Raw genomic sequence first — 20,623 nt, 5'->3', positions numbered from 1 at the left:
AATGATCTCGAAAAAAAGCGGCAAACATCCTTTGCGGGGAAAGGCCGTCCAGCGCAAATTGCCCAAGACCGCTGCCTGCAGTGCTCTTCCTGGAACCGGCGACAATGACATCCTGCTGGACACCATCGTCAAGGTCAGCCGGGCCGCCGCCACCTGCGCCGATTCCGACAGCATCTTTGAGGAGATATACAGCCGGATCATCAGGTTCATCAAACCCCGGAACATGCTGCTGGCCCTGGCGGAGCCGGAGAAAAAAATATTCACTGTGATCTTCGAATACCGGAACGGCCGGAAAGTGAGGCCGGAGAGTTTTCCGCTGGGGCAGGGGCTGGCGACCTATGTCTGGGAGAAAAGGGAGCCGATCCTCAGCAACGACTATAAAAGGGAATGCCGGAAACGCAGACTGAAGACCACCGCTCCGGAAACCAAGGCCTGGCTGGGAGTGCCGTTGCTGGCCGGGAATCTCTGCCTGGGCATCCTGATGATCTGGGACGACCAGCACCACGACACTCTGACCGGCGATACTTTGAAGCTGTCCGAGATCTTGGCCAACCAGGCGGCCGGGGCCATATATAACGCTAAAATGCATGGAGAATCAAAACAGAGCATCAAGGAACTGTCCACCCTTTTCCAGGTCACCAACGCCGCGGTAAATCAGCAGAACCTGGGGCAGGTTCTGAATACCATTCTGGAGATCATCAGCCACTCCTTGGGATACCCGAATTGCGCCATCCTGTTAAAAGACGAGAACGGGCAAAATCTTTTTATCAAGGCGGCGGTAGGGTATCCTCAAAAACAGATGGGGCTGAAGCTGAAGATAGGCCAGCAGGGCATATGCGGTTGGGCGGCGTCTTGCGGCAAGACCCTTTATGCGCCTGATGTTTTGAAGGACCAGAGATATCTGGAGGGCGTCCCGGGCTGCCGTTCTGAGGTGGCTATTCCGCTTTGGCATAAGGATGAAGTAATAGGGGTGCTGGACATCGAAAGCCCCGCCGTCGATGCTTTCGACCAGGATGATATCAGGCTGCTGGAGAATTTTGCCGGGCAGGCCGCCCTGACCATCAACAAGATCAGGCTGGAGGAGCTGGCCGAGAGGAGGATCCGAGAGCTCTCCGACATCAACAGCATCTCCCAGAGCCTGTCGGTGAACAGCGACCTGGGAACGGTGACCGGAAAGATAGTGGAGAAGATCGCCTCCGCCCTGGCGGTGAAGAAATGCCTGATAAGCCTTTACAACCAGGAGACCGACGAGGTCAAGGTCCAGCTTCCGGTCTATTATTCTCCGCCGCTGTCCCGGACCCAGAAGGAAAAGTACGGGGATGTCGAAACCATGTCCGGACATTTCCGCTTCCGGCTGGACCAGGGAGGCATCGCCGCGACGGTCTTCCAGAAGGGCCGTTCGTACTACAGCAACGATGTGGCCCACGATCCGTATATCCTGAGGGATTTCGCCAGGCTGTTCGAGATATCCAAGGTCATCGTCATTCCGCTGTCCACCAGGAACCGGATCATCGGGCTGATCTATGCGGCCGACAAAGAGGATGGCGGCGATTTTTCGGACCAGGACGTGCTTTCCGCCGAGGCCCTGGCCTTTCAGGCGGCCCTGGTGCTGGACAACGCCGGTTTGTATCATGATATGGTGGAGGGCCTGAAACAACTGTCCATTCTGTACCAGTTCAGCCAGGCCATCACCTCGTTCACCGACGCCAGTGAGATATTAAAATTGGGGATGGATACCGTATCCCAGGTGATAACCGCCGACACCCTTTCGATAATGCTGATGGATCCCCACGACCAAAAGCTGAGAATAAAGGCTTCCAAGGGGCTGTCACCTGCAACCATAGACAAGGCGGCCTTCTCGGTAGGGCAGGGGCTGGCCGGCTGGGTGGCGGAGAAAATGCAGCCGGTGCTTGCCGAGGACCTGAGCCAGGACCAGCGTTTCAAACTGACCGGGCAGGAGGAAGCTTTGGCCTCCACTATATCCGTTCCTCTGATGGCCAAGAACCGGGTGATCGGGGTGCTGAACATCAACAACTATTCCGGCAATCTCCACCGTTTTGGCCGCAAAGATATGGAATTGGCCTTGACCCTGGGCAACTCACTGGCCATGGCCCTGGAAAGGGCCGAACTGGTGGCGGCCCTGGATGGAAGGATCACGGCCCAAAAGGCCCTGCTGGATACCAGCTCCCTGTTGCTGGGAACGCTGGATGTCAACCAGATGCTGGAGCAGATCGCCGGCCAGATCGAACAGTTGATCCCGTTTGAACGGCTGGCCATCTATCGGGCCGATTGGGAGAGAAGACAGCTCAGCCCCATCCTGGCCAGGGGGCCAAACGCCCGGGAGATAATGGCCGACCTGCCATTCTCTGTGGACACCGGACTGACAGGGGCCATCGCCAGGAGCGGGGCGGCGGAGATGATCAAAAATACCGACAGGGACCAGAGGACCGAAGTGGTGCCTGGCACCACCGCGGAGGCCGAGTCGTTGCTGGTGCTTCCGCTGATGGTCCAGGAACGGGCCGAGGCGGTACTGGTCATAGGGCGGGAAGTATCTCGGGGCTTTACCGACCGGGAGTACGAACTGGCTTCGCTGTTCACCAACCAGGCCGCAGTGGCCTGGAAGAATGCGGCCCTGTTCTCTGAGATACGAAGCAGCGAGAACAAGCTGGCCGACACCAACACTCGGCTTAATCTGGCCTTAAAACGGCAGATCGAGGTCAACACCGAGCTTTCCACCCTGCAGTACCTTTCCAGCACCATCCTTTCTTCGCTCAAACTGGAGGAGATCCTATCAGTGATCGTGGAGGGCATTCACAGCAGCCTGGGCTTTGAGGCGGTCCTGATCAGCCTGGTCGAGGGCGGCGGCCAGTTGCTTACCCACAAGGCGGCCTCCGGTTTCAGCCCCGAGGAGTTCGAGAGCATCCGGCAGGTGCATTCCAACCTGGAGCAATATCTGAACCTGATGAAACCTGAATACAGGATAGGAAATTCCTTTTTTCTGCCTTTCGGCAAAGATGAAGGCAACGGGGACAGCCCCCATCCCAACAAGGAAGGCAAGGGCGGGGATTGGCAGGCCGGCAACCTGCTGATAGTGCCGCTGTATTCCAAGGAGAAGAAGCTGCTGGCCATCATCCAGATAGACAAGCCGACCGACGGCAAGGTCCCCGACAAACGGAAGGTGCGATCGCTGGAGGCCTTTGCCAACACTGCGGCCCTGGCCATTGCCAACGCCACGCTCTATAATGATGCCCAGGCCCGTATCAGCGAACTTTCCACCCTGCACAATATCGGAATAGTGATCTCCTCGGCCATCGAAAGGGAAAAACTGCTGGAAAAGGTGGTGGGGGTCATCCGGGACACCCTGCATTATCTGAAGGTGGCCATCTTCACGGTGGAGCCGCAGAGCAAGAGCATCTTCATCGGGGCCCAGTCCGGATACGGCGAGGAGCTTAATATGCTTTACTTTACGGTGGGCGGCAACAGCGTGGTGGGCTGGGTAGCAGAGCATGGTGAACCCCAGATCGTCAACGATGTCCGTCAGGAACCGCGCTACAGCGCCATCGACCCCCGGGTGCTTTCGGAGATCGCGGTGCCCATCAAACGGGAAGGGAAGACCATCGGGGTGCTCAACATCGAGGATGACAAGACCGACGCCTTCACCGAGTCCGACCTGAGGCTGCTGACCACCCTGGCCAGCCAGGTATCGATAGCCCTGGATAATGCCAGGCTGTATGAGGAGGCCAAGCGCCGGATCAGCGAACTTTCGGCGCTGCATAATGTGGGCACTACGGTCAGCTCCACCTTGAAGCTGGATGTGTTGCTGGACCAGGTCTGCCGCATCCTGAGTGATACCTTCCATTACAACAAGATCGCCATAATGATCGTGGACAGCAATGCCAACGAGCTGGTGTTCAAGGCCAGCCTGGGGTATCATGATATCCTGAACGAAATGGGGCGAAGGCTGAAGATCGGCCGGGAGGGCATTACTGGGATGGTGGCGGCCACCGGCGAGCCGATCATGGTCAAGGACGTCACCCAGAACCAGCATTACGTCAGCATCGACGGCAAGACCCGCTCGGAGCTGGCGGTGCCGCTGAAGATCAAACAACAGGTGGTGGGGGTGCTCAACGTGGAGAGCGACAATGTCAACGCCTTCGACCAGGTGGACCAGCGGCTGCTGACCACCCTGGCCAGCCAGGTGGCGGTGGCCCTGGAGAACGCCCGGCTGTACGAGGAGACCGAACAGCTGGCGGTGACCGACGGCCTGACCGGCCTGAACAACCACCGCTTCTTCCAGTCCTTCTTCGAACGGGAGCTCAACCGGGCCCGGAGGTACAATCATCCGCTGTCCCTGATAATGATGGACATCGACCATTTCAAGAGGATCAACGACACCCTGGGACATCCGATGGGAGACATAGTCCTGAAAGAGGTATCCCGGCTGCTCCGGGAGCAGGCCCGCGACGTGGACCTGGTGGCCCGCTACGGCGGAGAGGAGTTCATGCTGGTGCTGCCCGAGACCAAGAAGTCCGAGGCCCGGCTGCTGGCCGAGCGGATCCGGGTGGCGGTGGAGAGGAACCGGTTCGAGGCCGAGGGAGCGAAGAATATCGGGCGGGTGACCATCAGCCTGGGGGTCTCCGGTTTTCCGGAGGATGGCTCCGAGAAGGACGAGATAATAGACAAGGTGGACAAGGCCCTGTACCGGGCCAAGGCCGGGGGGCGGAACCAGGTAAAGATCTAATAATATATTTGCAATGTACGGTCGTTATGGTTTAGAATTTAGTGCCCAGGATTAAATTTCATTAATTAAAATCATCTATGGTCTCTTTCGTAAAACCCCATTCCAGATGGACCGGGATCTGGCGCTCCTACCTGTTCGTGGGCGCCGCCAGCCTGGTGCTGGTCTCCCTGATCTACACCACCCTGCTGATCCGCAAGCTGGAGGAGGAGCCCCGGATCATGTCCCGGGTGTTCGCCCGCTTCTGCATGACCGCGGCGGTGCCCGAGGTGGTGGGGGACGTTCCGGAGACCGGCATCATCTTCGAGGAGATCATCCAGAAGATAAACTTCCCGGTGGTGGTCACCGACCGGAAGGGCGTCCCCCTGGCCTGGAAGAATATCGGCATCGAGCCATACCCCATGACCACCGAACAGATGAAGCAGTGGGACTCGCTGCCGCCCGGCGACCCGCTGGCCGGGGTCAAGACCGCCATCCTGAAGCTGGACGGCGAGAACCAACCCATCCCCATGATGATCAACTCCGATTCCACGGTGGTGGGCTACGTGCATTACGGCAATCCCCAGATATTGAAGGAGCTGGGCTACGTCCCCTTCATCCAGATCGGCATGATCGCCCTGTTCGTCTGGATAGGATTCATAGGGTTCCGGGCCATCAAGGCCGGCGAGGAGCGGGCGGTGTGGGTGGGGCTGGCCCGGGAGGCGGCTCATCAGCTGGGCACCCCCATCTCATCCCTGATGGGCTGGCTGACCTTGCTCAAGGACGGCACCAAGGCCCCGCCGGAGATAATCCCCGAGATGGAGAACGACCTGGCCCATCTGGAGAAGGTGCTCAACCGTTTTAACCAGGTGGGCTCCATTCCCAAACTGGCCGAGGCCGATATCAACCAGCTGTTGCATCAGGCGGTGGGATATTTCACCCACCGGGCGGCCAACATGGGCAAGAACATCCGTTTTGAGGAAAACTACGACCCAGGCCCCGCGGTCCTGCTGAACCGGGACCTGTTCACCTGGGCGGCGGAGAACCTGATCAAGAACGCCATCGACGCCATCGAGGGCCCCGGCGGAGTGATATCGATAGGCACCGTTGTTTCCGCCAAAAAGATCGAGATCACCGTCAGCGACAACGGCCGGGGGATACAGCCGGGGCACCAGAAAAAGATCTTCTCCCCCGGCTTTACCACCAAGGCCCTGGGCTGGGGGCTGGGGCTTTCGCTGGTTCGGCGGATCATAGAGGATTACCACCAGGGGAAAATCAAGTTGGCTGGCAGCCGTCCGGGACAGGGCTCGGCCTTCCTGATAACCCTGCCCCTCAAAAGGCACGGCCAGTGATTATCAGGGCAATATCGAAAGAAGAGGCGTTTTATGGATGAGGGTTACAGGATCCTGTGGGTCGACGACGAGATAGATCTGCTTAAGTCGCAGATCATTTTTTTGGAGGGCAAGAATTTCAAGGTGACGCCGGCCGCCTCCGGGGAGGAGGCGGTAAAAAAGATCGGGACATCAAACTTCGACCTGGTGCTGCTGGATGAGATGATGCCCGGGATGGACGGACTGGAGACCCTGTCGCGGCTCAAGCAGATAAACCCCGACCTGCCGGTGATCATGGCCACCAAGAGCGAGCGGGAGGAATTGGTGGAGCAGGCCCTGGGGCAGAGGATAGACGATTTCCTGCTGAAGCCCCTTAATCCGGCCCAGGTGTTGGCCTCCTGCCGCCGGGTGCTGGACGGCCGCAAACTGGTGGAGGAGCAGACGGTCCGGGAGTACGTTCAGGCCTCGCAGGACCTGCGCAGCTTCGACTACCGCACCCTGGACTGGCAGGAATGGTGCCGCCATTACCGCAATCTGATAGAATGGGACATGCGGCTCTCCCAGTTGCGGGACGATGGCCTGCATGCCAGCCATGAGGGCACTCTGCGGGAGGCCGATCTGGAGTTCTCCCGTTTCGTGGAGGAGAGCTATACCGGCTGGCTGCATGGCCAGTCGCGGCCGCTGCTGTCCACCGACATCGTGGAGCGCTACGTGGTGCCTCCGGCCAAAGCCGGCAAAAAATGCCTGTTCCTCATTCTGGACTGCATGAGGCTGGACCAATGGATGACCATCGAGCCGGTGATCAAGAATTATTTCGACATCCACACCGATTACTATTATTCGGTGCTGCCCACCGCCACCCCGTATTCCCGCAACGCCATATTCAGCGGGCTTTTCCCGTCCCAGATAGCCAGGAGCTATCCCCAGTACTGGGAGAAGAGCGATGCGGCCAACGAGGCCAGCCGCAACCGTTACGAGCATCAGCTGCTGGACATCAACCTAGCCCGGCTCAAATGCAAAACCTCGCCCGATCCCCGCTATATAAAGATATTCAACATCGACGAGAGCCGGGAGGTGCGCAAGAACTTCGGCTCCTACCAGAACGTTCCTCTGATCAGCCTGGTGGTGAATTTCATGGACATCCTGGTGCATTCCCGGGCCGACTCCCAGGTGCTGCAGGAGATAACCCCGGACGAGAAGGCCTTCCGCTCGCTGACCCTGACATGGTTCGCCAATTCCGACATCTTCCACATCCTGCAGATGGCCGCCCACCAGAAGCGGGAGGTGATCATAACCACCGACCATGGCTCCATCCAGGGTCGGCGGGGCTCGGAGATCAAGGCCGGGCAGAACACCACCGCCAACCTGCGCTACAAGTCCGGCAACAACATCGCCGGGGATCATCGCCAGGTGCTGTGGATCAAGGACCCGGCGGAGTATCTCCTGCCGGAGGAGTACAAGGGGATGCAGTACCTGATCGCCAAGGAGGATTTCTACCTGGTGTACCCCACCAAATACGAGGAATACCGCAAGCGGTACGAGGGCACCTTCCAGCACGGCGGGATATCCATGGAGGAGATGATCCTGCCGGTGGCGGTGATGACTCCGAAATGAGGATCAGCTAAACATACTAAACCATATATCATTCCCGAGAAACTTGTCCTGATGAAATGGGGATCGGGGATTCCGGTTAAAACAATCGAATTAAGAACATGGCGGATAAAAGCAATACATTATTTATAATCACCCATTCCCCCCAGGAAACAAAAGATTTCGGCCAGAAACTTTCGGCCCACCTCAAGCCCGGACAGGTGGTCTGCCTTTTCGGCAACCTGGGATCGGGCAAGACCTGCCTGGCCCAGGGCATCTGCCGGGGCTGGGGGGTGCAGGAGCCGGTGGTCAGCCCCAGCTTCACCCTGCTCAACGAATACACCGCCAAGCATCCCATTTATCATTTCGATCTGTACCGGTTGAGATCGCCGTCTGAATTGCTTAACATCGGGTATGAGGAATATCTCTACGGACAGGGTCTGGTGCTGATAGAATGGCCGGAGAATGCCGGAAACCAGCTTCCCCGGGACAGGCTGGATATTTTCATCACCATCAGATCACCGGAGGAAAGGGAATTCAAAATGACCCCGGTCGGCGGATTCCCGATGGATTGGGACATTTTATGATGTATCTGTGCCTGGATACCAGCGGGATCTACCTCAATATCGCCGTCTGCCGCCAGGGGAAGGTGCTGGCGGGGCTTTCCCGGGAGGTCGGCGCCGGGCATTCCGAGATCCTGGCGGCAGAAACGGGGGCACTGCTTAAGAGCCATGATATCAAGTTGTCAGATATCGGACTGCTGGCGGCGGCCACCGGGCCGGGATCTTTTACCGGATTGAGGGTGGGTATAGCTTTTGTAAAAGGCCTGGCCGCCGGGCTGAAGCTGCCGGCCCTTTCCCTTAACACCCTGGATGTGATGGCCGGCTCACAGGAAACAAAAGAAGCATATTTGTCGCCCATGATCGATGCCAAGAAAAAAGAGATCTACACCGCCTTATATAAAATGAAGGATGGTCAGCCGGTCCGGGAAAGCGATTATCTGTCCATCGGGCCGGAGAAATGGCTGGCAATGCTGCCGGAGGATGCCCTGCTGTTCGGCAGCGGTGAGGCAAACTATAGGGAGCTGTTCAGGTCCTCTGCCACTAAAATCCGGCAGGATGAGGATTTTCTCTCCTCGGGCAGGATACTTTCCGGCCTGGCGGTTTTGGCCCACCGATTGTACCAGGAGGATCAGGCGGTGGACCCCCGGCAGTTGGATGCTTTCTATGTGCGGCCGGCCGATGCCATAATAAAAAAATGAACGTAACAATCGTCAAAATGCGGCCGGAGCATCTGCCGGAGATACTGGATATCGAAAGAAGCTCATTTTCCGACCCCTGGTCGGAGAATATGTTCCGGGAGGAGATGAAACAGGACGGCCGCCGGATATTTCTGGTGCTGGAAAGCGACGGGAAGGTCGCCGGCTATGCCGTCGGCTGGGTGGTGCTGGACGAGTTCCATCTGGGGAACATCGCCGTGGCTGCCGAAAAAAGGGGGACGGGGTACGGCCGGCGTCTGCTTCAGGAGATCCTGCAGCAGGTATATCAGCTGGGCTGCCGGATTGCCAGCCTGGAGGTCAGAAGCTCCAACCAAGCGGCCATCGAACTTTACAAAATTTTCGGATTCCGGCCGGTCGCCATCCGGAAAAAATATTATCACAACGAGGATGCTTTGGTTATGATGTCCGATATCGTTCCGGTGAACTCATGCTGAGGGCCGGGCAGGTCCTGAATATCTCCCTGGAGAATCTGGCCTACGGCGGCGATGCGGTGGGGCATCATCAGGGCCAGGCGGTCTTCGTGCCCTACGGCGTTCCGGGCGACGAACTCAAGGTGAAGATAACCGAGCCGCACCAGACCTACAGCCGGGGGGAGGTCTATGAGATAATAAAGCCGTCGGACCACCGGGTAAAGCCTGGCTGCAGGCATTTCGGGATCTGCGGCAGCTGTCAGTGGCAGATGATGGACTATCAATACCAGCTGGAGCAGAAGACGAACATAACCCGGGAGATATTCAAAAGGCTGGGGAAGATCGAGATCGATGAGATAGCCGTTTTGCCGCCGGCCGGCCAGTGGCATTACCGCAATAAGGCCCAGTACCCTGTACAGGCCTCAAAAAACGGCAACGGGATGGGATATTACCGGCTAAAAAGCCACGACCTGGTCGACATCCAGGAGTGTCCACTGCTGGAGGAACCGATAACCCAGGCCTTCTGCAAAGTGAAGGAGGTCATCAACAAAAGCGGGCTGAAGGGCAGCGCCCCGGCCGGGCACAGCGGAAACCTGCGCCATCTGATCTTGCGGTACAGCAAAAGCGAAGAGGCCCTGTCCCTGGTACTGGTCACCAGGTATCAGCCGGACCTCCATATGATAGCGCACAGGATACTGACTGAAGTCCCAACCATAAAATCTGTCTGGCAGAATGTGAATCCTGCCAGCGGCAACGTCATCCTGGGCAAAAATTGGAACCATCTGGGCGGGGTGGAATATCTGTCGGAACGGATCGGCCAGATAACCTACCGCCTGTCGCCCGGCTCCTTCCTGCAGTCAAATCTTCGGACCAGCGAGATGGTTTATCAAAACATTAAGGAAAGCCTGCAGCTGTCGCCCGGCGATGAGGTGGCCGATCTGTACTCCGGCATGGGGTCCATCGCCCTGCAGCTGGCGGGGCAGGCCAAAAGGGTGACGGCCATCGAGGAGTTCGCCCCGGCGGTGGATGATGCCAGGGTCAACGCCGCACTTAACAATATCGGCAACTGTGAGTTCCTCTGCGGCCGGGCCGAGGACCAGCTGGTCAAACTGAAATCCGCCGACGCTTTGGTGCTGGACCCGCCGCGACAGGGGGCCGCCCCCGGGGTCATCGAAGCAATCGCCAATCTGAACCCCTCCCGGATCGCCTATCTGTCCTGCAATCCCTCGACCCTGGCCAGGGATGCGGCCTTGCTGGTCGGCCGGGGATACAAACTGCAGAAACTTCTTCTGGCGGACATGTTTCCCCAGACCTATCACATAGAGAATCTGGCAATTTTAACCAGGTGAGAGAATGAAGACCAGGGGCAGAATATTATTTATGGCGGCCGGCGCTCTGGCCTTGCTGTCCGGTTGTTACTCCTTCAGCGGAGGGCGGCTGGATTTCCAGACGGTGGGGATACCGGTGGTCGAGAACACCACCGCCGAATACCGCCTGTCGGAGATCATGACCACCACCATGATAACGGCGGTAAACAACGACGGCCGGGTCAAGGTCAGCGACCCGGAAAAGGCGGAGGCCGTGCTGGAGCTGGCGGTGACCGGATATACCCGGACTCCTTTTGAATACACCAGCCAGGAGCAGGTCAACCAGTACAAGATCACCGTCGCCGCCAAAGCCAAGCTGAGATCGGCGGCCGGGAAGGTTTTGTGGGAGTCGGCCAGCCTCTCCGGGTGGGGCACCTATCAGGTCAGCCAATCCGATGAGGAGTCCGGAATGAAAAAAGCCGCCGAAAATCTGGCGGCCGAGATCATAAGACAGTCCTTCGAGTCCTGGTAGGCGGGCCAATCTCACTGGGAACTGAAGACCTGGATCCGGTGGTTATCGGTGTCCACGATATAGAGGGTGCCCCGGCTGTCTATGGCGATGCCGTTGGGATTCAGGAACTGGCCGGGTTCGGTGCCGGGACCTCCGCCGTAGCTTGAAAAGAGACCCTCGGCGGAGAATTCCTGAAAACGGTCGTTGCCGGAGTCGGTGATCATCAGCTGGCCCGAGGGTCCGCTGGAAATGCACCCCGGATTGTCGAACTCGCCTTCGCCCTCGCCATAACCGCCCCAACTGCGGATGAAAATGCCCTCCGGCGAGAAAACCTGGATCCGGTTGTTCCCGGCATCCACCACATACAGCCGTCCCTCTCCATCCACCGCCAGTCCCTTGGGCTGAAGGAACTGCCCGTTAAGGGGTCCGCTCTGCCCCAGGGTCGAGATCAGATTCCGGTTCTGGTTAAAAAGATAGATCTGGTTGTTATGACGGTCCGAAACATAAAAATATTCGGCAGCGAAAGCAATGCCCCAGGGCTTTGAGGAATCCGGCAGAGGGATGTGCCGCAGCATATTTCCCGCGGTGTCGCAGACCACCACCCGCCGGTTGCCGCTGTCCACGATATACAGGCTGCCGTCGGGACCGAAGGCCAGTGCTGTGGGGTCGTCAAAGTCGGCACTGTCCCGCCCGAAGCGGCCCCAGCTGTTCAGCCATTGCTGGTCGGCGTCCAACTTCTGGATGCGGTCATTGCCGATCTCACTGACATAGATGTTCCCCTCCCGGTCCAGGGCTATCCCGCTGGGAAAGATGAATTCGCCGGGCCCGTCGCCGAAGTCGGCCCAGGCGCTTCCTATGGCTAGGAGGGCCAATAGGGCCGCCCAGAAGAAATATTTAGCTGTCATTTTATCCATCAATAAATACTGGTTCAAGGCATAAGGTTAATTTAAAAAAACAAATTTGTCAAGCAAAAGTTTAAAATACGCTGATGTGGCGCTGTCCATCCCCCAAGGCCGCTGTTTCACCTACCTGATCCCCGGCCACCTGCCGGTGGATGCCGTGGGGGTCAGGGTGCGGGTGCCCTTGGGCAAAAGGGAGGCCATCGGATATGTGGTGCATCTGAAGGAAACCTGCAATTTCCCGGTCAAGCCCATTCTGGAGGTGATAGATATTAAGCCGGTCATCAGCCGCGAGATGCTGGAGCTGACCGAGTGGGTCTCCAAATATTATCGCTGCGGATGGGGGGAGGCCATCCGGGCGGCGCTGCCACCGGGGATGGATGCTAAACAGCTGAGGATGGTCTGGGTCAACGGAAATTATTCCGGCCCGATCCCGGCCGAACCTATGCTGGATCATATAATCGAGAAGGGCGCGGTGTCGCACCAGTATCTTATGAAGAAATTCGCCCCCTCCGCCGAAAAGGGCATTGAGGAATACTGTCGGAGGGGGCTGCTGTTTTCCGAGCCGGTGTGGCAGAAAGCCAGGATCGCGGTCAGAAAGGAACGCTGGCTGGCTGGCCGCAGCCCGGCCGATAAAACAAGCTTGAAGCTCTCCAAAGGACAGGCCGAACTATTGGATCTCCTTGAACAGAATGGGGCGGTGCCTCCGTCAGCCATCAAAAGTAAAAGACCTGCGGCCCTCAGGCTGGTGGCCCTGGGCCTGGCCGGCTGGGAGTGGCGGGAGAAATTCAGGGGACAGGAGGAACAGGGCTGGGCCGAGGAGGATGCCAAGGTCACCCTGAATGCCGAGCAGCAGCAAGTGTTGGATTCGGTGTCAAGGGACATCAATTCCCAAAGGTTCTCGGTGAACCTGATATCCGGGGTCACCTCCAGCGGCAAGACCGAGATCTACCTGAAGGCCGCCGAACGGGCCCTGGCCCAGGGCCGCCAGGTGCTGATACTGGTGCCGGAGATAGGGATGACCTCGCAGATGCTGCACCGGGTAAGGTCCCGGCTGGGCCAGGTGGCGGTCTGGCACAGCGAAATGGGAAGCGGGGAACGCTATGATGCCTGGAGAGCGGTGAGGCGCGGAGACTTCCGGGTGGTGGTGGGCACCAGGTCGGCCGTCTTCACCCCCTTTGATGATCTGGGCCTGATAGTGATAGACGAGGAGCACGACGCCTGCTATAAGCAATCCGACCTGGCCCCCCTGTACCATGCCAGGGACCTGGCCATCATCCGGGCCCGGAAGAACGGCGCCGTGGTGCTGATGGGATCGGCCACCCCTTCGGTGGAGAGCTACTACAAAGCCAAGACTGGCAAGTTCAAACTGTTCCGGCTGGAAAAACGGGTGGGGTCAGCCGACCTGCCGATGGTGGAGGTGGTGGATCTTAAAAAACTGCCCCGGGAGGACCGCCTGATCTCGCCCCTGCTGGGCCGGGAGATCGGCGCCTGCCTGCAGGCCGGGCGCCAGGCGATGATCCTTCTTAACCGCCGGGGGTTCGCGCCTTATCTTCAGTGCGGGAAATGCGGCAGCCTGATAACCTGTCCCAATTGCAGCGTCAGCCTCACCTATCACCGCAGCGGGGAATCGGTGCTGTGTCATTACTGCGGATACCAGGCCAGGCTGCCGGAAACCTGCCCGGCCTGCGGCAGCCTGATGCTGGAGCACCGGGGCTATGGCATCCAGCGGCTGGAGGCGGAGTTGAAGAACGTTTTCCCGGAGGGAAGGATCAGCCGGATGGACGCCGACACCACCGGGCGCAAGGGGGAGCACCAGCGGATACTGCAGGATTTTCTGTCAGGCGGCTCGCAGATCCTGCTGGGCACCCAGATGATTTCCAAAGGGCACCACTTTCCCAACGTCTCGCTGGTGGGGATAATAAACCTGGACGACATCCTGGGGCTGCCCGATTTCCGGGCGGCCGAACGGGCCTTCCAGCTGATGGTGCAGATGGCGGGCCGGGCCGGGAGGGGGCGGCATCCGGGAAAGGTGGTCATCCAGACCAGAATGCCCGATAATCCGGTGGTCAAATGGTGCCGGGAGAACGATTATTGTTCCTTTGCCGAGCATGAACTGGCGGGCCGGGAGGAGTGCGGCTATCCGCCGCACCGGCATCTGGCCCTGCTGACCTTCACCTCTGGCAGCCAGGCCGAGCTGGAGGAATTCGCCGATAGTGTCGCTGGAAAAATAAGATCCGGCGCCGGCCGGGCCGAGGTTCTGGGCCCCGCCCCGGCCCCGCTGGCCAAGATCAAGGGGAGATTCCGCTGGCAGCTGATGTTAAAGGCCGGCTCGCCATCGGAGATCAAAAAAGCTTTGGAGGGGATCGCCCCGGGCCGGAACGAAAAAATAAGGTTATCGGTAGACATCGACCCGGTGAACATGCTGTAAAGAAAATATTTAAAAAAAATACTTGACGGTAATGCCCGCAAATGCTATACTATCGTTAAGTTTGAACTAACATTCTTATATTTCATTAAACGAAAGGAGGGATAAAGTAGTGAACAAAGCCGAATTGATCGAAGCAGTGGCCAAGGTTACCTGCACCAAGGCAGAGGCTGGCAACGCGGTTAACGCCGTGATCGACAACATTGCCAAAGCTTTGAAGAAGGGCGACTCCGTTACCCTGGTTGGTTTCGGTACCTTCAGCGTCAAGAAGAGAAAAGCCAGAATCGGAAGGAATCCCCAGACTGGCAAGGAAATCAAGATCGCCGCCAAGAAGGTCCCCGCCTTCAAGCCTGGCAAAGAGCTGAAAGACACCGTAAGGTAGTTATCGTTGGAAAAGTTAGGGTCTTGTATCATCCGATACAAGACCCTTTTTATTTTACCGGGGAAAGAACCGTCACTTAAAGAGTTTCTTGGTGACCAGCAGGGACAGCACCGACAGGGCCATGATGATCATCACCACCATGACGATCCCGTTGACCATCTGCTTGGCCCGCTCTCCGAAGTATATACCCAGGGCGATCACCAGGGCATACCATAGTAAGATGCCGGGGGTGCCGTAGATGACCACTTTTCTGAACTGGTAATCGGTCAGCCCGGCGATCAGGAACCCGAATGACCGGCCGCCGATCACCGCCCGGTTGAGGGCCAGGATGATGTTGCCGTATTTCTTAAAATGGCCCTCCATCTCCAGCAATCTTTGGGGGGAGAGGAAAAACCGGGGTTTGGCCAGAAAGAATTCTCGGCCTTTGCTGACCCCGATCCAGTAGACCAACAAGGCCCCCAAAGCCCCGCCCACAAAAGCCGATAGGAACAGCGGCAGCCAATGGAGGGTTCCTTTAGCCACCAGCAGGGCGCAGAACAGCACCACCACGTCGCTGGGGATGATCGGGAAGATGCCCTCGATGAAGGTGGCGGCGAAAACCGTCAGGTAGGCCCACAGCCCGCCCTGGGCGGCGAATGACTTGGTGATCCCCTCCAGATCCAGATTCATTTTATCCTCTCCACCAGCGCATTGGCAAAAGCGCAGATGCCATTGCCCCTTCCGATGTCCCCCAGCCCCTCATTGGTGGTGGCCTTTATTGAAACCTGGCCGGTTTTGATACCCAAAGATCCAGCTATATTGGCGCGCATCTTTTCGATATACGGTGCCAGTTTGGGGGATTCGGCTATTATCATACTGTCGATGTTCGCGATCCGATAATCCTGTTTTTTCAGAATGGCGGCAACGGTTTTTAATAAAAGCAGGCTGGAGATGTCCTTGAATCTTTTATCGGTATTGGGGAAATGGGTGCCGATATCCCCGGCGGCCACCGCCCCCAGCAGGCTGTCGGCAATAGCATGGCACAGCACGTCGGCGTCGGAATGTCCCAGCAGGCCCAGTTTGAAGGGGATGGGCACCCCGCCCAGGATCAGACGGCGGCCTTTGGCCAGTCTGTGAATGTCGTAGCCGAAACCTACGCGGATCTTTTCTTTTTTAACAGGCATGACGCTATCTCCAGGTCTATGGGGGTGGTTATTTTAATGTTGCTGTCGTCCCCGGGGACGATGAAAACCTTTCCTTTTATCATCTCCACCAACTGGCTGTCGTCGGTCACGGATCTTATCCTCTGATCAAAATGCGACCTTTCCAGGACCTCTTTTCTGAACCCCTGGGGGGTTTGAGCTTTCCATAATCCGGCACGATCGACTGTTCTTTTGACGATATGCTTGTCGGCACTCTTGATGGTGTCGGTCACCGGCGAGGCCAGTATGGCCGCGCCGTGTTTTTTTATTGCCGCGATGACCAAAGTTATCTGTTCAAGTTTGATCAGGGGCCGGGCGGCATCGTGGATCATCACCATATCGGTTTGGGGAGAGATGGCATTGAGTCCGGCCCTGACCGAGTCCAGCCTTTCTTTGCCTCCGGAGACTATGGCGGCCAGCTTGGAGAACCGGTCGAAATATTTCAGGCCCTTGAACTGATGGGAGGGAGGCTTGACCAGGATGATCTCCTTTATATGCTTGCAATCCTGATATGCTTCAAGTGAATATTCCAGCATTGGTTTGCCATTGATCTTGACGAAAGCCTTGGGGATCTTGGCTCCCAGTCTGAGACCGCTCCCGGCGGCCACTATGATGCAGGAAACATAAGCCATCTAAATATGATCCCCGTCGCGCTTGGTCAGGTAAAGAATATCGGTATGGACCAGGTAGCCCATCTTCTTGGCCAGATTGAGTGAGGCCTGGTTGTATTCATGTATCAAAAGCCCGAATATCTTTATGCCGTGCTTCCTTAAAGCCTTTTCTCCGGCCACTGTCAGGGCCTGGGCCACGCCCTGGCCCCGGTAGTCCGGGCCCACCGCCACCCGGTTGAGCCAGCCCTTGCGCCCGTCGTGCGAGGCGATGACAGATCCGATCATCAGGTCCTTATCGAAGGCCCCGATGAAAAAATCGGGGTTCTGTTTCATCTCCTTGGCGATGTGGGCCCGGCTGTCGCGCCCTTTGGGCTTGGCCGGCAGTTTGGCCCGGGCCCAGAGCTTCATCAGCTCCGGATAATCTTTTATGGTGAGTTTTCGGATCTTCATATGAATTCCTTTCTTGAACCGTGGAGACGCAGAGGATACTGAGGAATTATAAAAAATAAAACTTTGCGCGCTTCGCGTCTTGGCGGTAAAAAAAGATTTGTTGCTTAAACTATCAAAGCCTGGAGGGCATCGGACAGGTAGCGGACCTCAACCAGCTTGATCTTGTCCGAATATCGGTCCTTGATATTATGAGCCGGGACGATCATCCTTTTAAAGCCCAGCTTCTGGGCTTCGTTGATCCTCTTGTCCAACTGCCCCACGCTGCGGATCTCCCCGCCCAGGCCGATCTCGCCCACCACCGCGGTGTCCGGGTCGGCATTCTGGTTCTTGAAGGCCGAGGCCACCGCCGCGGCGATGCCCAGGTCGATGGCCGGCTCATCCAGCTTTAACCCCCCGGCGATATTGACGAAAACGTCGTGCATCCCCAGGTTCAATCCGGCCCGGCGTTCCAGCACCGCCAGCAGCATCGAAAGGCGGCGATGGTTGAATCCGGTGGGCACCCGCTGGGGGTTGCCGTATGAGGCCGGGGCCACCAGTGCCTGGATCTCCACCAGCAGCGGCCGGGTGCCCTCCAGCGAACAGACCACGGCCGATCCCGGGATCTCCCGGGTCCGTTCCGACAGGAACACCTGGGAGGGATTGGCCACCTCGACCATGCCGGCCTCCTGCATCTCGAAGACCCCGATCTCGTTGGTGGAGCCGAAGCGGTTCTTGACCGAACGAAGGATGCGGTAGGCGTGGTGCCGTTCGCCCTCCAGATACAGCACGGTGTCCACCATGTGCTCCAGGGTGCGCGGCCCGGCGATGACGCCTTCCTTGGTGACATGGCCTATCAGAATGGTAGCCAGGTTAGCGGTCTTGGCCAGCCGCATCAGCTCTGCCCCGCATTCCCGCACCTGGCCCACCGAACCGGGGGCCGATTCCAGGTCGGCCCGGTAGATGGTCTGGATGGAATCCATCACCAGGATGTCAGGCTTCAATTTGTGCACCGTCTCCAGGACGCTCTCCAATATGGTCTCGGACAGCAATAATAGATTGTCGGAGTCAACCTTCAGCCTTTGGGCTCTCAGCTTGATCTGGGCCGGGGATTCCTCTCCGGAGACGTAAAGGACCTTTTGGCCGGACGCCGCCAACCGGTCCACCAATTGCAGGGTCAGGGTGGACTTGCCGATGCCGGGATCGCCGCCGATCAGGGTCAGCGAGCCGGATACCAGGCCGCCGCCGGTGACCCGGTCGAACTCGGAGATGCCGGACATCAAACGCTGGTCGTCCCGGATCTCGATCTCCCTCAGGGTCTGGGGCAGGGTGGGGGCGGACTGGCGGGAGGCCTTGTTCTTGCCGGGCCGGAGGTCGGCCCGCTTGATCTCCTCCACGAAGGTGTTCCAGCCCCCGCAGGACGGGCACTTGCCCAGCCACTTGGAGCTTTCGAAGCCGCAGGACTGGCAGACGAAATTGGTCTTTTGTATGAGTTTGTTTTTCATTTACTCGTAATTAATTTTATTGCCGACCTAACCCCTGCCCCTTCCCCATTGGGGAAGGGGTTTTGGGATTCCCCCTCCGCAGCGGAGGGGGGTAGGGGGGCGGTCAAAGCCCACAGGAATCGTAGACGAAATTGGTTTTTGGTATAAGTTTGTTTTTCACAAAAGCTATCGTTTTTTTAGTTCTTCGTCGATTACTTTTAACCAAGCATCAAAATCCATGAAAGGGGCTTTATTTCCAACAGTACGTTTTAATATAGAGCAAGCTGAAGCACAAATATCCATTGATTGAGATTGTTTTAATATATTTTCACATTGTCTTAAGATTTCTTTTTTATTTGCATCCGGAGCATTAAACGATAGTGAATAACCGATCAATGTTTTACGTTCTTCTTTCTTCGTGCTTGGGTCTTTTAATAATTTAAAATATAAATCTATATTTTTTATTATTGAATCAGGGGCTATCTCTTCTCCATTACGAGAAATTGGGTAAGACATAATCGGGTCTTCATAATCATTGAAAGCAATGACAACGGCTTTGATGGAATTATTGGCATCTATCGAAAAGGAATTATTTAATTTTGATAATGTAATTAACTCTTCATAAGCTTTTCTATTGCCTGCTATAGCAGATGTCTGTAATGCAAATATATTTGCTTTCTTTAGACTATATTTATAAGGTTCGAGTTGACTTAATATAAAAGGCCGCGCTATAGAATCTACATTTTCTTTCGCTGCTGTTTTAACCAAACTTTTGATATTGGGTAAAGTGAAGGCACTATCAATTTTCGGTTGCACATATTTATCTATACTTTGTGTAATAGCTTGATTCATTGATTCTTTTGTCTTAGCACTTATATAATCTTTAATGAAATTTGTACCAATTATACCAATAAACAGCCCAAGCAAAGCTAAAATAATGCTAAATATTGTATTTGTTTTATTGGTCTTATGTCGATACTCCTGTATAAAATAATCTCTCAATTCATCCTTGTTTTTCAAAGCTTCGTTCTTGCAATATTGTTGAATGTCGATTTTTGCTTCGACAATGTCAGGCGTATTGTTGGGTTTGTCTTTCGGCATAGTCTTTCTCCTTAAAATATCTCCACCGTCAAATACTTCTTAGGGTTGGCCTTTATATCGGCTATCAGCGCCTGCAGGTCCTTGTTGGTCTTGTTCAACTGCTCGTACAGTTCCTTATTATTCACCAACTGCCCGGCGGTGCCCTGGCCGGAGTTTATCTTATCGGCAATGGAATCCATCCTGGCGCTGGCCCGGGCCAGGTGCTGAATGGTGCTGTCCAGCTTTTCCCTGTTGGGGGAGATCAGCTTATTCATGTCCTTGACCGTCTCGGTGATGACGGCCCGGTTCTGGGAGGCCATCAGGCTCAGCTGCTGAGAGGCCTGGTCCAGATTCTTCAGGGCGGAGGAGATGTTTTTGATGTTCTCCGGGGTGGCCAGGTCGTTCTTCATCCTGCCGATCAGCTGGGCGGCCTCGTTGGCCAGATAGCCCATCTTGACCATGGTCTCCATCAGCCCGGGGGAGCGGTCGCCGTCGACGGTCTGCATGGGATCGAAAGGCTGGCTGGAGCTGCCGGGGTAGACCGCGATCCGCTTGTCGCCCATCAGACTGGCGTCAGACAGCCAGAACTGGGCGTCCTTCTTCAAGGCCACGTCGTGGTCCACCATCAGCACCGCTATCACGCCGGGTTTGGCGGGGTTCAGCGCGATGGATTTCACCTTGCCCTTGTCGAAGCCGGACACCGTCACCGGGTCGCCGCCCCGCAGGCCGCCGGCGTCCTCGAAGGCCACGCTCACCAGGTAGCTCTGGCGTCCGATGTCCACCCGGTTTAACCACAGCAGTCCGATTATCAAAAGGGCGATGGCCGAAAGCACCACCATGCCCACGATGGTCTCATTGCGTCTTTTGGACATGATATACCTTTAAATGAAATATTATATAATGACTTATTAACTAAAAACCTTTTCTCTGTTCTTTCTGACCGGGCAGACCCCACCCACACTCCCTCCCCGCAGCGGGGAGGGAAGC

18 protein-coding genes are annotated in these 20,623 nt (G+C 56.8%); 10 read left to right on the top strand and 8 right to left on the bottom strand.

Annotated features, from left to right (window positions below; translation table 11 throughout):
* Nucleotide 1 precedes the first annotated feature (1 nt).
* The 8 genes from RDU76_10690 to lptE all read left to right on the top strand — a co-directional run bounded on the left by RDU76_10690 (nucleotide 2) and on the right by lptE (nucleotide 11,166).
* Nucleotides 2-4,741: a GAF domain-containing protein gene (locus tag RDU76_10690; protein ID MDQ7799385.1), complete on the top strand. Its 4,740-nt coding sequence runs from the start codon at nucleotides 2-4 to the stop codon at nucleotides 4,739-4,741.
* A 77-nt stretch (nucleotides 4,742-4,818) separates the two neighbouring features.
* Nucleotides 4,819-6,069, top strand: a complete 1,251-nt coding sequence (locus tag RDU76_10685) for a HAMP domain-containing sensor histidine kinase (GenBank protein ID MDQ7799384.1) — start codon at nucleotides 4,819-4,821, stop codon at nucleotides 6,067-6,069.
* Nucleotides 6,070-6,102: 33 nt separating this feature from the next.
* A complete protein-coding gene (locus tag RDU76_10680) occupies nucleotides 6,103-7,662 on the top strand; it encodes a bifunctional response regulator/alkaline phosphatase family protein (protein MDQ7799383.1) in 1,560 nt (519 codons plus the stop codon).
* A 98-nt stretch (nucleotides 7,663-7,760) separates the two neighbouring features.
* Nucleotides 7,761-8,225 carry a tRNA (adenosine(37)-N6)-threonylcarbamoyltransferase complex ATPase subunit type 1 TsaE gene (gene tsaE, locus RDU76_10675; GenBank protein ID MDQ7799382.1) on the top strand — a complete coding sequence of 155 codons (465 nt, stop codon included), beginning with the start codon at nucleotides 7,761-7,763 and terminating at the stop codon, nucleotides 8,223-8,225.
* On the top strand, nucleotides 8,222-8,899 hold the full coding sequence (gene tsaB / locus RDU76_10670) for a tRNA (adenosine(37)-N6)-threonylcarbamoyltransferase complex dimerization subunit type 1 TsaB (protein MDQ7799381.1): 678 nt from the start codon (nucleotides 8,222-8,224) through the stop codon (nucleotides 8,897-8,899). The genes tsaE and tsaB overlap by 4 nt, the downstream gene beginning before the upstream one ends.
* Complete coding sequence (gene rimI / locus RDU76_10665; GenBank protein MDQ7799380.1) at nucleotides 8,896-9,351, top strand: ribosomal protein S18-alanine N-acetyltransferase; 456 nt, start codon at nucleotides 8,896-8,898, stop codon at nucleotides 9,349-9,351. The genes tsaB and rimI overlap by 4 nt, the downstream gene beginning before the upstream one ends.
* Entirely contained in the window at nucleotides 9,345-10,676 is a 1,332-nt protein-coding gene (gene rlmD / locus RDU76_10660; protein MDQ7799379.1) for a 23S rRNA (uracil(1939)-C(5))-methyltransferase RlmD, read from the top strand. The genes rimI and rlmD overlap by 7 nt, the downstream gene beginning before the upstream one ends.
* Nucleotides 10,677-10,680: 4 nt before the next feature.
* On the top strand, nucleotides 10,681-11,166 hold the full coding sequence (gene lptE / locus RDU76_10655; GenBank protein ID MDQ7799378.1) for an LPS assembly lipoprotein LptE: 486 nt from the start codon (nucleotides 10,681-10,683) through the stop codon (nucleotides 11,164-11,166).
* An 11-nt stretch (nucleotides 11,167-11,177) separates the two neighbouring features.
* On the opposite strand, the gene RDU76_10650 is transcribed toward lptE, so the two are convergent.
* The gene (locus tag RDU76_10650; protein ID MDQ7799377.1) at nucleotides 11,178-12,050 is read right to left on the bottom strand and encodes an NHL repeat-containing protein; all 873 of its coding nucleotides are present in this window, start codon (nucleotides 12,048-12,050) and stop codon (nucleotides 11,178-11,180) included.
* A 55-nt stretch (nucleotides 12,051-12,105) separates the two neighbouring features.
* Between RDU76_10650 and priA the strand changes: the two genes are divergently transcribed.
* Nucleotides 12,106-14,475, top strand: a complete 2,370-nt coding sequence (gene priA, locus RDU76_10645) for a primosomal protein N' (protein MDQ7799376.1) — start codon at nucleotides 12,106-12,108, stop codon at nucleotides 14,473-14,475.
* A gap of 109 nt (nucleotides 14,476-14,584) precedes the next feature.
* The gene (locus RDU76_10640; protein ID MDQ7799375.1) at nucleotides 14,585-14,854 is read left to right on the top strand and encodes an HU family DNA-binding protein; all 270 of its coding nucleotides are present in this window, start codon (nucleotides 14,585-14,587) and stop codon (nucleotides 14,852-14,854) included.
* A 72-nt stretch (nucleotides 14,855-14,926) separates the two neighbouring features.
* Here the strand turns inward: RDU76_10640 and RDU76_10635 are convergent, their stop codons facing one another.
* From RDU76_10635 to RDU76_10605, 7 genes are all read right to left on the bottom strand, one after another.
* Nucleotides 14,927-15,523, bottom strand: coding sequence for a DedA family protein (locus RDU76_10635; protein ID MDQ7799374.1), 597 nt, complete (start codon nucleotides 15,521-15,523; stop codon nucleotides 14,927-14,929).
* Nucleotides 15,520-15,996 (bottom strand): 2-C-methyl-D-erythritol 2,4-cyclodiphosphate synthase, encoded by a 477-nt coding sequence (ispF, locus tag RDU76_10630; GenBank protein ID MDQ7799373.1) that lies wholly within the window; start codon nucleotides 15,994-15,996, stop codon nucleotides 15,520-15,522. The genes RDU76_10635 and ispF overlap by 4 nt, the downstream gene beginning before the upstream one ends.
* Nucleotides 15,987-16,667, bottom strand: a complete 681-nt coding sequence (gene ispD, locus RDU76_10625; GenBank protein MDQ7799372.1) for a 2-C-methyl-D-erythritol 4-phosphate cytidylyltransferase — start codon at nucleotides 16,665-16,667, stop codon at nucleotides 15,987-15,989. Before ispD ends, ispF begins: the two co-directional genes overlap by 10 nt.
* Entirely contained in the window at nucleotides 16,668-17,096 is a 429-nt protein-coding gene (locus RDU76_10620) for a GNAT family N-acetyltransferase (GenBank protein MDQ7799371.1), read from the bottom strand.
* A 104-nt stretch (nucleotides 17,097-17,200) separates the two neighbouring features.
* Nucleotides 17,201-18,577 (bottom strand): DNA repair protein RadA, encoded by a 1,377-nt coding sequence (gene radA, locus RDU76_10615; protein ID MDQ7799370.1) that lies wholly within the window; start codon nucleotides 18,575-18,577, stop codon nucleotides 17,201-17,203.
* 165 nt (nucleotides 18,578-18,742) lie between these two features.
* Complete coding sequence (locus RDU76_10610; GenBank protein MDQ7799369.1) at nucleotides 18,743-19,657, bottom strand: hypothetical protein; 915 nt, start codon at nucleotides 19,655-19,657, stop codon at nucleotides 18,743-18,745.
* Nucleotides 19,658-19,668: 11 nt separating this feature from the next.
* Nucleotides 19,669-20,508, bottom strand: a complete 840-nt coding sequence (locus RDU76_10605) for an MlaD family protein (GenBank protein MDQ7799368.1) — start codon at nucleotides 20,506-20,508, stop codon at nucleotides 19,669-19,671.
* Nucleotides 20,509-20,623 lie beyond the last annotated feature (115 nt).

It is taken from the genome of Candidatus Edwardsbacteria bacterium, assembly GCA_031082425.1.
GTDB lineage: Bacteria > Edwardsbacteria > AC1 > AC1 > EtOH8 > UBA2226.
The sequence above is the reverse complement of the archived record's forward strand: the minus strand, read 5'-3'. Positions and strand labels throughout refer to the sequence as shown.

Excerpts from the sequence above, each read along its gene's own strand:
- RDU76_10690 (MDQ7799385.1), top strand. The coding sequence starts at position 2 with ATGATCTCGAAAAAAAGCGGCAAACATCCTTTGCGGGGAAAGGCCGTC.
- RDU76_10685 (MDQ7799384.1), top strand. The coding sequence starts at position 4,819 with ATGGTCTCTTTCGTAAAACCCCATTCCAGATGGACCGGGATCTGGCGC.
- RDU76_10680 (MDQ7799383.1), top strand. The coding sequence starts at position 6,103 with ATGGATGAGGGTTACAGGATCCTGTGGGTCGACGACGAGATAGATCTG.
- tsaE (MDQ7799382.1), top strand. The coding sequence starts at position 7,761 with ATGGCGGATAAAAGCAATACATTATTTATAATCACCCATTCCCCCCAG.
- tsaB (MDQ7799381.1), top strand. The coding sequence starts at position 8,222 with ATGATGTATCTGTGCCTGGATACCAGCGGGATCTACCTCAATATCGCC.
- rimI (MDQ7799380.1), top strand. The coding sequence starts at position 8,896 with ATGAACGTAACAATCGTCAAAATGCGGCCGGAGCATCTGCCGGAGATA.
- rlmD (MDQ7799379.1), top strand. The coding sequence starts at position 9,345 with ATGCTGAGGGCCGGGCAGGTCCTGAATATCTCCCTGGAGAATCTGGCC.
- lptE (MDQ7799378.1), top strand. The coding sequence starts at position 10,681 with ATGAAGACCAGGGGCAGAATATTATTTATGGCGGCCGGCGCTCTGGCC.
- RDU76_10650 (MDQ7799377.1), bottom strand. The coding sequence starts at position 12,050 with ATGACAGCTAAATATTTCTTCTGGGCGGCCCTATTGGCCCTCCTAGCC.
- RDU76_10635 (MDQ7799374.1), bottom strand. The coding sequence starts at position 15,523 with ATGAATCTGGATCTGGAGGGGATCACCAAGTCATTCGCCGCCCAGGGC.
- ispD (MDQ7799372.1), bottom strand. The coding sequence starts at position 16,667 with ATGGCTTATGTTTCCTGCATCATAGTGGCCGCCGGGAGCGGTCTCAGA.
- RDU76_10620 (MDQ7799371.1), bottom strand. The coding sequence starts at position 17,096 with ATGAAGATCCGAAAACTCACCATAAAAGATTATCCGGAGCTGATGAAG.
- radA (MDQ7799370.1), bottom strand. The coding sequence starts at position 18,577 with ATGAAAAACAAACTCATACAAAAGACCAATTTCGTCTGCCAGTCCTGC.
- RDU76_10610 (MDQ7799369.1), bottom strand. The coding sequence starts at position 19,657 with ATGCCGAAAGACAAACCCAACAATACGCCTGACATTGTCGAAGCAAAA.
- RDU76_10605 (MDQ7799368.1), bottom strand. The coding sequence starts at position 20,508 with ATGTCCAAAAGACGCAATGAGACCATCGTGGGCATGGTGGTGCTTTCG.